Here is a 13,715-nt window from a genome sequence, read left to right on the forward strand (position 1 = left end):
CCCCGGCTTCTTCGGCGGGGAGGCTCCGACTGACGGCCGGTCAACTCAGAGGCGCGGATCCTCCTCAACCTTCAGGGCGTTGAGGATCGGGTCGGCCTCGCCCTTCTCGCGGGTGAAGACGATCTTCAGGTCGCCGCCGGTGTGGTTGACGGTGGCTGTGTTCGTGTCGGCGGTCAGTGCGCCCACCTTGGCCTGTACGTCGTGGTCGTAGAGCACGACCTTGCCGTCGGCCAGGACGTCGAAGGCGCGCCGGCCGGGCTTGACCTTCTCGAGCTCGGCGAAGTCGAGGCCGATGCGGTACGTGCCGGCGGGGGCGTTCTTGAACACGTAGCTGAACGTCTCGCCGGTCCGCTGGGTGCGGAACAGCGCATCGTCCTCGGTACCGGCGATGGCGGCCCTCGTCGTGCTCACCTTGCCGCCGACGTAGCCCCAGGACCGTGAGCCGAGCGCCTGGTCCGGCGACCACGACGAGCCGTAGCCCGAGCCGCCGGCGTCGACGGCCTTCCAGTAGGCCGACGTGGCCAGGCGGACCGGCTTGAGCTGGGTTTCGCCCTTGCCGGCGTTCGACGTCACGAGCACGTTGCCGGTGAGCACGCCGGGCTTGAGGCCGTTGTTGTCGGCCGTCACCGTCACCGTGGTGGACTTCCCCCTCGCGAGGGTGACCGTGCCGGTGGCGGCCGCGCCCGTGAGGGTCAGCCACGGAAGGTCCGCGGCCTCGCTCAGCCGCACCTGGAGCGGGGCCGAGCCGCTGTTGGTGACGGTCACCTGGCCGGTAGCCTTCCGGCCCTTGTCGAGCAGCCAGTCGAGGTCCGTGCCGGTGACGGTGGCGATGCCCGTGGTCAGCGCTGTGTTGCGTACCTCCGCCTGGTCCTTCTTGGCGATGGTCACCTGGTGGGTGACGGCGACGTAGTTCGGCGCCTCGATCCGTACGGCGTTGTCGCCGACCAGCGCCTGGGCCTTCCAGCGGCCCTTCACGTCGGTCGTGATGACCCTCTCTCCCAGCATGACTATCGCGCCCTCGATCGGCTTGCCGTCATTGGAGTCGGTGACCGTGCCCTCGATCGTGCCGGCGGCTGGGATGCTGTATTCCAGGCCCAGGCCGGCCCTCAGGACAGGCTGGTCGAAGGAGTACTGGGCCGCGGGGTTGCGGTTCAGGCTCTCCACACCGACCGTGGCCGACGAGCCCTGGGTGAGCGGGTTGTCGCCGCCGACGCCGTCGCCGTAGCCGATCTGGATGCGGCCGTCGGCGATCAGGGTGACCGAGAAGCTGACGCGGGCGGTCTGGTCACTGTAGAACGTGACGTTGCGCCACTCGACGACCTGCGCCGCCACCCCGTCCACCTCGGTCGTGCCGAAGTAGATGCCCGCCTCGTCGTCGACGAGAAGGTCGTCCCAGAACGGGTAGACCGCGTCGATCGGGTTCGAGGACGGCAGGGCCGTGTTGCTCCCCGACGTGCTGGCCCGGTCGAAGACCAGCGTGCCGTTCGTCGTCACGCACACGCCGTCCCAGGCCGTGTCGTAGAACGGCTGCAGGTAGCCGGCGTCGAAGAACAGCGGACCGCAGAGGTCGTCACCGTGCCAGCCGGATTCCTGCGTGCCCGGCCGGTAGAGCCCGTCGGTCACCTTCATCGTGTACGAGCGACCGGCCGGGGCCACCGGCACGGGGCCCGGGTCCGGTTGCTCGGGCTGCTCCGCCGGCGGAGCAGCGTCGGCGCGCGGGTCGAGCGTCACCCGCAGCGCGGCGATGCTCGGAGCCTTCAGGCCCTTCGAGCCGCGCAGCTCCACGGTCAGCGGACCGCCCTTGTGCTGCACCACAGCCTTACGCCAGTCGGCGGCGTTCGGCGGTTCGTACGCGTAGTCGGTCAGCGCCCCGTCCACGAGGACGTCGAACACCCGCTTCCCCTTGCCTGCCTTCTCGATCTCGGCGAACCCGAGATCGATGGCGTAGGTGCCCTGGGGTGCCTCCGGGAACCGGTAGAACAGGCTCTTGTCGGCCGTGGTGCGCTGCGACTGGAAGAGGGGGCCGATCGGGGCCCTCGTGGAGACGACCTTCGTCTTGCCCTCGTAGCCCCACGACTTCTTGCCGGCGGCCTGGTCGGCCGACCAGGTGTAGCCGGAGCCGTCGGTGAGCTTGGCCCCGCCGGCGTTGACGCCCACCTGGTACTTCGTGGTCGTGAGGGTCACCGGGACGTACGTCTTGGATTGCCGCCCGGAGTCCGACCGGACCACGATGTTCGCGCCCTGGACGCCGGGCTTGACGCCCTTCGAGGAGAGCGAGACCTTGACCGTCGTCGACTGGCCGGGGGCGAGGGTGCCGCCGGTCGAGGAGAGCGACAGCCACGGCAGGTCGGTGAGCAGGTCGTCCTCGACGTCGACGAGCACGACGTCGTCGGCGATCTGGTCGGCCGCCCACAGCGCGCCGGTGGCGTCGGTCTCGAGGCCGCCGCCCTGGCCCGCCTTCTGCCCGGGGAACCACCACGCGTTGACCAGCGAGCAGTCGTCCGGGTCGACCTGCAGCAGGCGGGTCGGCCGGTTCGAGGTGAGGTCGGTGTACCAGATGGTGTCCGACGCCTGGTTGTAGGCCAGGCCCATCACCTCGGGCAGCGGCGGGGCGCAGAAGGACAGGAGCGCGCCCGGGTTGTCGTGCGAGGTGCCGGCGACGGTGCCGATCATGCCGTTCGCGCGGCCGCCGACGTAGAAGACGTCCTGGGCCGGGTTGTAGGCGAGTCCGGTCAGCTGCAACGTCGACCAGTCACCCTTGATCTGCCGGGTCTGTTGGCCGGTGTCCCGGTTGAAGCAGTGGATGTAGCTGGCCGGGCTGTCCTCCATCTGGCACATGTCCCCGGTCTTGGTGTCCAGGGCCATGTCGAACGCCCGGTAGTCGGGGTTCCAGGACGCGTCGAAGACCTTCCCGGTCTTCTTGCCCGTCACCGTGTAGGCGGTGTTGGTGCGCTTGTTGTAGTCGTGGACCCAGACGTCGCCGTCGTACCCGATGCCGGAGGGCTCTTTCTCCGCGATCGTGCCGGGGATGGGAATCCGGGTGATGACGTCGCCGCCTGAGGTCGCGCCGACCGCTGCGGCCGCGAGGCTCGACTGCTTCATGCCTTTCGCGCCGGCCTTCCACGCGGCCAGGTCGATCTTGCTGGCCGCGCCCGTGGCGGTGCGCGCGGTGGCGCCGGCGGCGTCGAGCTCGGGGTGCCGCGCGGCTTCGCCCAGGCTGTACGTGAGCGGGGCCGATCCGTTGTTGGTCAGCGTGAGTGAGCCCCGGCCGTTCTGGTCCGCACCCAGCAGAGCGTCGAGGCCGTCGGCCTTGAGGCCGGCGGTACCCGTGGTCAGGCGGGCGTCGACCGTGGCCTTCGCGTAGAGCTTGTCCAGCACGAAGGGGTAGGCCGCGGTCGTGTAGTTCGGCGCCTCGACCGTCATGGTGTAGTCGCCGACCGGAAGCTGGCGGTGCACCAGGCCCGTCCCGTTGGTGGTGACGGCCTCGACGAGCCCGTCCTTGGTGCTGAACGAGACCTTCGCGCCCGCGACCGGCAGCCCGTCGTTCTGGTCGGCGACCGTCGCGTCGAGGTAGCCGAAGTCGGGCAGGTCGTAGGTGACGATCGTGCCGTCACGCAACACCGGGGCGTGGTCGGAGAACCGGATGCCGTCGACGCCGGCCCAGCCCTGGATGCCCGTGACGGCGTGCGCGCCGGCGGTCACCGGGTCGTCGGTGCCGACGCCGTCGCCGTACCCGTAGATGACCGTGCCCGAGCGGGTGAACGTGGCCGAGAAGTTGACCGGCTCCGTGTACTCGGACCGGGTCGGATAGGCCCACAGCTTGGCGTTGCGGTACTCGACGACGAACGCGTCCTCGCCGTTGACCTTGGTGGCGGCCGTGAAGACGCCACCGCCGGGGGCGAACTCGACAGGGCTCTCGACGTAGAACGGGAAGGCGCCCGCGCCGCCGTAGCCGGGCCCGGTGGCGCCGTCCGGCGCGATGACGCCGCGCAGGCCGATGCCGAGGGTGTCGTGGCTGCCGTTGTAGAGCGCGACCGGGAACGGCAGCTTCACCGTGGCCCACACACTGCTGCCGAAGGTGACCGGATCGGTGCCGCGCAGGTATTCGCCCTCGGTGACGGCGCAGCTGTAGCCGCCCTTGTCGACGACGAGCCCGACCGGGATCTCGAGCGGCCGGTTCCGCGCGCCGACGGTCAGCGGGACCGTGGTGGGCGAGAAGCAGGCGTTGGGCTTGACGGCCAGGCCGTACGCGCCCTCGGGCACCGCGGCGATCGTGAACGCCCCGCTGGAATCCGTGCGGACCGGCTTGAGCGGAGTGTCCGCAATGGAGACGTCGGCGTTGGCGACGGGCCGTTTCTTGTCGTCGACGACCCGGCCGCTGATGTCGTGCTTCGCGGCGGCGGTGAGCGGCAGCGTGACGGAGGTGTCCTGGCCCAGGGTGATCGTGACGTCGGCGGTCGCGGTCAGGTAGCCGAAGACCTTGGTGCTGAGCTTGTAGTCGCCGGCCGGCAGGTTCGTCGTGAACCGGCCGTCCTCGTCGGTGCCGATCGACCGGCTGAACGGCCCGCTGATCGTCACGTCCGCGGCCGGCACCGGCTTGCCGGCGGCGGTGACGACACCGGTGAGGGTGCCGCCCTTGCGGGGCGCGAGCTCCAGCAGCCGTACGAGGTCGAGCTTGCCCTCGCCGTACATGTTGTTGACCTCGGCGGTGCCGCCGCACTCGGTGTCGTCGACGTCGGTGGCCGACTCACCGAGCAGGCGGCGGGTCTCGTCGACCTGGCCGATCAGGGTCGGATCGTAGCTCCAGAGGTCGGCGACGGCCCCGGCGACGTGCGGGGCCGCCATCGACGTGCCGGACATCTCGACGTAGCCGTTGCCCGGAAAGGACGAGCGGACGCCGTCACCCGGGGCGGTGATCTCGGGCTTGATCCGGCCGCCTTCGCCCTCGCCCTTGCGGGAGAACGACGCGAGCGTGCCGTCCGGCGAGAGAGCGCCGACGGAGTACGCGCTTTGGGCGGCGCCCGGCGAGGAGACGGTGTCGCAGGCCGCGTACGGCGAGCTGTTGCCGGACGACCAGGTGCTGAAGATGCCCGCGGCGGTCCAGGCCTCGTCGACGGCCTGGAAGAAGTCGTCGAAGTCGTGTTCGACGTTCTGACCCCACGAGTTGTTGATGACGTGGGGGCGCTTGGACGGGTCGGGGTTGTTCCCCTGGAGGTCGGTCGGTGCGAGCAGCCACCAGCCGGAGCGCAGCAGCGACTCGACGCCGGTGTTGTCGCAGCAGCCGTTCGTGGCGATCCACTGCGCGTCCGGGGCGACGCCGACGTGGTCGGCGCCGTCGACGCCGACCATGGTGCCCATGGTGTGCGTGCCGTGACCGTTGTCGTCGCACGGCGCGCCCGTGCACGAGCCCCGGCTGGCCATCCAGTTGTAGTTGTGGTCGACGGTGCCGTCGGGCTTCGTGCCGCGGTACTGCTTCACCAGGGCCGGGTGGTCGAACTGCACGCCGGAGTCGAGGTTGGACACCGTGATGCCGGCGCCGGTGGCGCCCATGGCCCACGCCTGCGGCGCGTGGATGGCCTCCAGGCCCCACGTGACGGTGTCGTCCTCGGCACGGGCGGCGTCGGGCGTCTTCTCCTTCACCGGGTCGACGAGCGCGACCTGAGGCGTCGCGTGGATCGCGGCCACCTGCACCCGCGCGGCCACGTCGAGGGCGAGCTTCTCGGTGCCGCCCTTGACGAGCACGGCGTTGGCGATCGGGTAGGAGGTGTACTTGACGCCGGCCCGGTCGAGCTCGGGGGAGACGACGGCCAGGGAGTGCTTCGCGGCCGCGGTCAGGGCGTCGTAGACGTACCGGCCCCGAGCGGTCCAGTCGGCGATCTTCTTCGCCGGCCCGAGGTCGGCCTTGCTCTCGAAGGTGATCCAGAAGTCGGAGGACGGCTGCGCGCGGAAGCGGTCCTTGAGGCTCGGTGCGAGCTTGGCGGACGGGGTGGGGTCGGGCTCCGCCGCAGACGCCGGTAGTTGTTGGAGCATGCTCAGGCCGACCGCTGCGGCGAGCGTGGCCGCAAGGGTTTTGAATCTCATGGGGGTCCCTTCCGCCTACACGGGTTCGTAGGGGTCGTCGGCGTCGTCGTGCGGCTCCGGCAACGGCTCGAGAGGTGGCGGCTGCTCGTCGTCGTCGACGACCGGCCACTCAGACACGCATCGGCCACGGGCTATGAATCATGGAGACATGCTCGGCGGGACCGAGGGACCTTAGCTATTAAGCAGATACGTCAATCTTCATCGGCGAACACGCCGGCCTCGACCGCCTTGACCGCCAGCGCGGTGCGGGAGCTCACCTTCAGCTTGCGCATCGCCGCGCGCAGCTGCTGGTCCACCGTGGCCGGTGACTTGGCCAGGATCCGGCTGATCTCCCGGTTCGTCTTGCCCGCGACGATCAGCTGGACCACGTCGAGCTCGCGAGGGGAGAGCTGGTCGCCGTAGCCGCGCCGGCCGCCGCGCCACAACCGCGGAACCTCGGCGCCGTGCTCACGGAGCCGCTGGGCGATCCGGTCCGCGTCGCCGCGGGCGCCCAGCCGGAACAGCTGCTCGTACTGCGCCGCCAGGAGTTCGCGGCCCCTTTCAGGATCCTGGGACATGAGCGCTTCGGCCTGGAGCTCGCGGGCGCGCATGGCGTCGTACGGCCGTGGCAGCGCACTCCAAGCCCGCGCCGCCCGGTCGAAGGCCGTGGCCGCCCGAGCGTGGTCGCCGCTCGCGGCCAGCAGCAGGGCCCGGCCCGTGGCGAGCGCGGCGCGAGGGGCCGGTGCCGTACGACCGCGCAGTCCCCGGGCGAACTGGTCGACCAGACGGGTCGCGGCCGTCGGGTCACCGGAAGCGAGGAGCGCCTCGATCCGGGCCGGAACGAGGTCCGTGGCCCAGATCCAGATCCCCTTACGCCGTACCGTGTCCAACGGCTCGTCGGTGATCCGCAGCGCCTGGCGGCTGTTCCCGTCCGTCAGCCACAACCGGGCCAGCGCGGCGGCCGCCTCCATCGTGTCGTCGACCGCGCCGAGCCGGGTCGACTCCTCGAGGACCAGCCGGAACTGCTCCTCCGCGGCCCGCCGCCGCCCGGCCGCGGCCGCCAGCCGGGCCGCCAGACGGATGCTGCCGAGGTAGTGCGCCGGCCGGTCCCGGTCGGCGTCGGCCAGGGCCGCGCTCGTCTCCGCCAGGCCGTCCCACCGGCCGGTGTTCCACGCCAGGTTGGCCTGCTCGAGCCGGACGTTGTGCTGCAACCGGGACGCCTGCTCGGCCTCGGCCAGGCGCATGGCCACGGCCAGGTGCTCCTCGGCGTCGGCGTACCGGCCCCAGATCAGCGCCCCGGTGCCGACATTGACGTGGATGCGGGCCACGTCGAGACGCTCCGCCGCCGTCGCGCCGTCGACGGGCAGGCCGGCCACGACGTCCCAGGCCTCCTGTTCGCCGAGCATGAGCAACGCCGCGGCGCGGTTCCCGGCCAGGTTCAGCCGTTGCGCGGGGGAGTCGATCCGGGCCGTCAGCTCGGCGGCGCGGTCCAGCCAGCGCCGATGGGTCGCGGCCGGCCACGGGCCCGCGTACGCCCAGCCGAGATAGGTCATCGCCCGGGCCGCCTCGAACGGGTCGTGGTCGAGGTTGCCCACCGCCTGCTCCAGCTCGCTGAGCGCGGCCTGCGCCTCGCCCCCGGTGATCAGGAGACGGCCCAGGGGGTTGCGGATCTCGGCCTGCTGGCGGGCGGAGAGGCCCGGGGTGTCCAGCACCGACCGAAGGGTACGGATCACGCGGTGGTAGACCTCGTCGACCGGTTCCCGGCGGCCCAGCGCGGCCACGCCGGCGATCCGCGCGATCCGCGCCCGGTCCCCCGGCGGCAGCACGGCCCACGACAGCAGATCGACCAGCAGGCCGACCGCCTTGGTGTGGTCACCCGACGCCATGGCCAGCTCGGCGCCCTGCTCGGCGTACCGCGCCCAGGAGCCCGTCTCACGGGCCTCGCGGAAGTGATGCGCGAGGCGCGCCACCGGCGGGGGTTGAAGGTGCTCCAAGGCCCGGCCGGCCAGCAGGTGGAAGGGCCGGCGGTCGGTCAACGGGATCGCCTCGTAGACCGCAGTGGCGGCCAGCACGTGCCGGAACCGCCACCGGCCGCGGTCGTCCCCGTCCAGGACACCGGCGGCAGCCGCCTCCGCGATGGCGGATCGGCTCCCGGCCGCTGACAGGTCGGCGGTCATCGCGATGGTGTCCACCGAGGACGGCTCGGCCAACGTGGCCGCCGCGCGCAACACCTGCTGCGCCGCCGGCGACAGGCGGCTGACCCGCTCCCGGGTGGAGTCGCGCACCGTCGGCGGGACCTGGAGCTCGCGCAGCTTCAGCCGGACCCACTGCCCGTCGCGGAAGACGAGGTCGGCCCGGTCGCACATGAGGCGGACCGACTCCTCCACGGCCAGCGGGACACCGCCGGTCCGGTCGTGCATGAACGTGGTGAACTCCTGCGAGATCGGTTTGCCGTCCAGCATCGACGAGACCAGCGCCGCCGTGTCGCCGGGTGGCATGGGCGCCAGGGCGATCCGCAGCTGGGTCACGCCGGCCGGCAACCGGGACGTCAGCCGCAGCAACAGCGATCCGTCGTCCACCTCCTCCGGCCGGTAGGAGATCACGAGGCTGATCCCGCCTGACTGCTGCCGGGAGAGGACGAACAGCAGGAACTCCAGGGTCACCTCGTCGGCCCAGTGCGCGTCCTCGAGCACGAGAACATCGACCTTCAAGGCCCGCAGCAACTCATCCAGAGCGCGGAAGAGGCGATGCCGGGCCGCCTTGGCATCGTCCAAGGGCGGCAACGCGGGCGGCAGGCTGGAGAACCATTCCGGGAACAGGGGCCGCAACGCCCCCGCAAGCTCGGTGAGCTGCGGCAACGGGCCCTCGATGCCGAGGAACGCGTCGACGATCGGCCCCAGCGTCAGCGACTCCCGCAGCGGCGGGCACACCGACACCAGGGCGGTACGCTCGCCCGGCGCGGCCAGCCACTCGCGCAGCAACCGGCTCTTACCGATCCCCGCCTCCCCCTCCACCAGCACGATCGCCGGCGGCCGGGCCAGCGCGTCCCGCAGAGCCGCTGTCTCCCGATCCCGGCCGACGAAACGCGGCGCGGAAACGGTCGGCGAGCGGTCGAGCATGGGCGTGATGATGGCGCTTTTCGATGCTCGGGCACAAGACCCGCCAGTTTGCAATTGATCAGCGTAGTTTTCCACAGGGGGCTTCTTCGGTGGCGGCAACTGTGGATGACTCGAGGGTGCAAGCCCCGGCTGGTCCATCTTTGTCGGGTGAACGATGTCGAAGCCGTACAGGCACATCTGGTCCGGATCAAGGTTTGATCGCCGATCACGGGTGGGCGATACAGGGCGTCGGCGGGGCCGACCTTGGTCTGTTCTCCACGGTGGGGCTGACTGCGGCGAGCCGGCCGGAGCTCTGCCTGTCGGCGCTGTCCCCGCCGCTGTCCGCCCAAGCGGCGGCCATGTTGTTGGCTACTCGCCGCGGAGGGCGCGGTCGAGCATCGCCTGGTGGCTGGTGGCCTCCTGCGTCTCGGGGAATGGCTGTTGGGGGGAAGGCGGCGAGGTTGCCGCGGACAAGCGGAATCCGTATCCGCATCGACTGGTTGCCTTGACGATGAGCGCGGGGGCCGCGGGTGCGGGCCAGGCGACGACATGGAAGCGTTCGGCCGAGTCGTCAACGACCTTGTCGAAGTCGCGGTCCCGGCCGCTGGCGAAGACGCGCAGGCGGTAGTGGCCGGGACCCTGTGTGCTGAGCACGGGAAGGTCCGGGCGTGGGTCGAAGGGACCGTATTCGAGCCGCTCGACGGTGAGCGCGCCGCGCGGACAGTAAAGGCTCACCTCGGCGACGTCGTCCCAGGCCGCGAGGTGCTGATGGCGGCACCTCACACGAAAGTTCGGTGCCGTCATCACGTACAGCTCCTGGAATGCTATTCAGTTCAGCTGCTGATGTTGACCAGGAATGGGTCGCCGTTGAGGACCCTGTTGTCGTAGTTGAACTTCGCCCTGATTCCGCCCTGAGCGTTGTTCTCGGAGGCTGTGATCACGCATGCGCTCGTGCCGGTCGGGCCGGTGACGCCGGTGGGGGCGCTGACGTTGCATCCGGCGAACGTCCGTCGGCTGCCGCCGTAGGCGAGGCCCTGGTAGGTCGACTTGAGCGGATATTCATCGCAGCTCTTGCCAGAGATGCTGGGCGCGTCGCCGCAGGCGAGCGTCCGGTTGACCTCGGCGGCGTCGGTGGTGTTCCGATTAAGGGGGTTGGCGAATGTCACACCGGGCAGGCCCGATGTCTGGGCCGTGGTACGAGCGCCGCCATCTCCGGTACGCATGACGTTGTTCGCCGGGACACCGGTTGTGCCGCGAACGACGATCCGTTGATCGTGCCGTCGCCTGCGACGGACAAGGTTCCGGTGACCGAAGCGCCGAGTGCTGCAAAGGGTGTGATCGCCGGTCGCGCCGGCGGTGAACACGGGTCGACCGGCGCCGGTTGCCGCGAGCCTCGCGCGTCGGCGATTCCTGCGCCGGTGGGGTCCGGCGAGGCCACCTGCGCGCGTGGAGCGAGACCGGCCACTTAGGGCCGGGTGGTTGACGTCAGGGACTGCCACGTGGTGACCAGGGCTGCCCGGAGGTCGGCCTCCTGCCGGGGGTCGAGCTGGGCGGTCATGCGTTTCTCCAGGGCCCGTACGGGTTGAGCGAACCGGTCCAGCAGGGCCCGGCCGGCCGGGGTCAGGTGGATGAGCAGTTCCCGGCGGTTGGCGGCGTTGCGCTCGCGGTCGATGAGGCCGCGGGTCTCCAGGTTGCGGACCATGTCGGCCATCGTCTGCGCGGTGACGAACGAGTCGCGGGCGAGCTGGGCGGCCGACAGCCCGTCGTGCCGCTCCAGCACGGTCAGCGCGGTGTACTGCAGGGCCGTGATCCCGTCCTCGCGGACGACCTCGTCCAGGCGGGCGCGCACCGCGAGCTCGAGTTGCTTGACGAGGTAGAGCAGCGACGGGTGGGCGGTCATTCGATCACCGTAGCGCATTGACAGGAAACCTGATCATCGGTCACACTGCAATCGACAGGAATCCTGTTGGTTCCAGGAGGTGGAACGTGGATCTGTCGGGCAAGGTCGCGATCGTCACCGGCAGTGGCCGGGGTCTGGGGCTGGGATACGCCCGCGCGCTGTCCGCCGCGGGGGCCGCGGTCGTCGTCAACGACGTGGACCAGGAAACGGTGGACGTCGCAGTCGCCGCGACAGTGGCGGCCGGTGGCCGGGCGACGGGTGTCTGCGCGCCGGTGGGTGACACCGCGACCGCGGAGGCGCTGGTCGAGACGGCGGTGCGCGAGTTCGGCCGGCTCGACGTGCTGGTCACCAACGCCGGGATCCTGCGGGACAAGGTGTTGTGGAAGATGACCGACGAGGATTTCGACGCGGTCGTCCGCGTACACCTGCGCGGGACCTTCACCTGCGCCCGCGCGGCCGCGGTGCGCCTGCGTGAGCAGGGCGAGGGTGGCCGGTTGATCCTGATCTCCTCGCCGGCCGGGCAGCGGGGCAACTTCGGGCAGACGAACTACGCGGCGGCCAAGGCGGGCATCGCCGCCATGGCGCGCACCTGGGCGCTGGAGCTGGCCCGGGCGGGCATCACCGTCAACGCCGTCGTGCCGGTCGCCGCGACCGAGATGACCAAGACCATCCCGGCCTTCGCCCCCGTACTCGAGAAGGGCGAGCCGTACCCCGCCTGGCTGCGCCGCGACGAAGGCCTCGGCTCGGTCGGCGACGTCACCGGCCTCATCACCTTCCTGGCCTCGGACGCCTCGAAGACCATCACCGGGCAGGCGATCGGCGTCGGCGGTGACCGGCTGGCGCTGTGGGCCCACCCGCAGGAGAAGACGGTCGCGTTCGCCGACGGCGGATGGAGCGCCGAGGCGATCGCCGCCCACGACTTCGGCGAGCTGGAGACGTACGGCATTCCGGCCCCGAAGGCGCCCGAGGGCCTGAGATGAACCTCGACGCCCTCACCGCCATCGACGTGCACACCCACGCCGAGGTCGGGCCCGGCGGGCACCTGTCGCTCGGCCCGGAGCTGCTCGGCGCCTCCGCGGCCTACTTCAAGGCGCAGGGACGCCGCCATCCGAGCATCGACGAGATGGCCGCGTACTACCGGGAGCGCCGCATGGCCGCCGTGGTCTTCACCGTCGACGCCGAGCACCTGACCGGGCACCCGCGCATCCGGAACGAGGAGGTGGCCGCCGGGTGCGCCGCCCACCCGGACGTGCTCATCCCGTTCGCGAGCATCGACCCGCACAAGGGCCGGGCCGGGGTGCGCGAGGCCCGGCGGCTGGTCGCCGACCACGGCGTACGCGGCTTCAAGTTCCACCCGAGCCTGCAGGGCTTCGACCCGTCCGGCCGTCTCGCCTACCCGCTCTACGAAGCCATCGAGGAGCTTGGCGTGCCGGCCCTGTTCCACACCGGCCAGACCGGCATCGGAGCGGGCGTACGCGGCGGCGGTGGCATCCGGCTCAAGTACTCCGACCCGATGCTCGTGGACGACGTCGCCGTCGACTTCCCCGACCTGCGCATCATCCTGGCCCACCCGTCGTTCCCCTGGCAGGACGAGGCCTTGGCCGTGGCCACGCACAAGGAGCACGTCCACATCGACCTGTCCGGCTGGTCGCCGAAGTACTTCCCGCCGCAGCTAGTCCGCTACGCCAACTCCCTGCTTCAGGACAAGGTGCTCTTCGGCTCCGACTACCCGGTCATCACCCCGGACCGCTGGCTCGCCGACTTCGGCGAGCTCGACATCAAACCGGCCGTACGCCCGAAGATCCTCAAGAACAACGCGGCCCGCCTGCTCGGCCTGACCGAACCACAGGAGACCCCGCCCTGATCGCCCGTCCGGCACGTTCGGATCTGTTCCGGACAGTACGGACGTGTCCGGTCGATGGCCGTACGGCGGCCGGCGGTGCTGCGATGAGGACTGCGGTCATCGCCACTGTCGTGAGGGAGCATGATGCGGTTCTTGGGGTTCGTCGCGCTGATCGCGACCGGGGTGGCTTTGTACTACGCCGACACCCGGGTGTACGGCTTCGGCTTCATCGCCATCGTCATCGCGGCCGCCGTCACCTGGGTCCTCTTCGGCATCGTCGATCCCCGCCCCTCGACGCCCTTGCGTCATCTGGTGACCTGGCCGGTGGTGCTGCTGGCGTTCGGGGGCGTGCTGGCGTCGGCTCTCTCGCTGGCCGGGATGTTCGAGCGGCAGACCCCGCAGTACGCGCGTCAGTACGGCACCGAGGTGACCGCCAGTGTCAACACCGACGGGTGCACGTGGAAGCTCCGGCGCAAGAGCGGCTTGACCAACATCTCCTGCGGCGACTCGCGCTGGACCGAGGGCGGTGTGGAGCAGACCGGCACGGTGACGGTCGCCTGGGCGGATGACGAGGCCGTGCAGAAGAAGCCGGATGCGGTGCGAGCCTGGGCGTACGACGGGAGTGCGTACACCGCCGGCGTGGTGCACAAGATCGGCGCGGACGTCCGGCTGGGGCGGCTGCCCGGATGGAAGCTGTTCGTCGGCGGCTTGGCGTTCGCCGCGTTTCTCTGGGTCGTGCTGGCCGGTTTCACCGGTCTGACGAAAGCGGCCGACGCGAAAAGGCTCGTCCGATCGCCGGTATGAGCGGCGGGTG

At 70.7% G+C, this 13,715-nt stretch carries 8 protein-coding genes; 3 read left to right on the forward strand and 5 right to left on the reverse strand.

What is annotated here, in order from left to right; all coding sequences use genetic code 11:
• Window positions 1–45: 45 nt before the first annotated feature.
• From AB0J66_RS11925 to AB0J66_RS11945, 5 genes are all read right to left on the reverse strand, one after another.
• Window positions 46–6,081: a S8 family serine peptidase gene (locus AB0J66_RS11925; RefSeq protein ID WP_364658914.1), complete on the reverse strand. Its 6,036-nt coding sequence runs from the start codon at window positions 6,079–6,081 to the stop codon at window positions 46–48.
• 191 nt (window positions 6,082–6,272) lie between these two features.
• Window positions 6,273–9,179 (reverse strand): AAA family ATPase, encoded by a 2,907-nt coding sequence (locus AB0J66_RS11930; protein ID WP_364658916.1) that lies wholly within the window; start codon window positions 9,177–9,179, stop codon window positions 6,273–6,275.
• Between the two features lie 348 nt (window positions 9,180–9,527).
• A complete protein-coding gene (locus AB0J66_RS11935; RefSeq protein ID WP_364658918.1) occupies window positions 9,528–9,965 on the reverse strand; it encodes a hypothetical protein in 438 nt (145 codons plus the stop codon).
• A 26-nt stretch (window positions 9,966–9,991) separates the two neighbouring features.
• Window positions 9,992–10,522 carry a hypothetical protein gene (locus tag AB0J66_RS11940; protein WP_364658920.1) on the reverse strand — a complete coding sequence of 177 codons (531 nt, stop codon included), beginning with the start codon at window positions 10,520–10,522 and terminating at the stop codon, window positions 9,992–9,994.
• Window positions 10,523–10,623: 101 nt separating this feature from the next.
• Window positions 10,624–11,058 (reverse strand): MarR family transcriptional regulator, encoded by a 435-nt coding sequence (locus tag AB0J66_RS11945; protein WP_364658922.1) that lies wholly within the window; start codon window positions 11,056–11,058, stop codon window positions 10,624–10,626.
• 86 nt (window positions 11,059–11,144) lie between these two features.
• Between AB0J66_RS11945 and AB0J66_RS11950 the strand changes: the two genes are divergently transcribed.
• The 3 genes from AB0J66_RS11950 to AB0J66_RS11960 all read left to right on the forward strand — a co-directional run bounded on the left by AB0J66_RS11950 (window position 11,145) and on the right by AB0J66_RS11960 (window position 13,705).
• A complete protein-coding gene (locus AB0J66_RS11950) occupies window positions 11,145–12,038 on the forward strand; it encodes an SDR family oxidoreductase (RefSeq protein ID WP_364658924.1) in 894 nt (297 codons plus the stop codon).
• Window positions 12,035–12,922 (forward strand): amidohydrolase family protein, encoded by an 888-nt coding sequence (locus AB0J66_RS11955; protein ID WP_364658926.1) that lies wholly within the window; start codon window positions 12,035–12,037, stop codon window positions 12,920–12,922. Before AB0J66_RS11950 ends, AB0J66_RS11955 begins: the two co-directional genes overlap by 4 nt.
• 120 nt (window positions 12,923–13,042) lie before the next feature.
• Window positions 13,043–13,705 (forward strand): hypothetical protein, encoded by a 663-nt coding sequence (locus AB0J66_RS11960; RefSeq protein ID WP_364658928.1) that lies wholly within the window; start codon window positions 13,043–13,045, stop codon window positions 13,703–13,705.
• The last annotated feature ends 10 nt before the right edge of the window (window positions 13,706–13,715 follow it).

The sequence above is a fragment of the Actinoplanes sp. NPDC049598 genome, assembly GCF_040675435.1.
Lineage (GTDB): Bacteria > Actinomycetota > Actinomycetes > Mycobacteriales > Micromonosporaceae > Actinoplanes.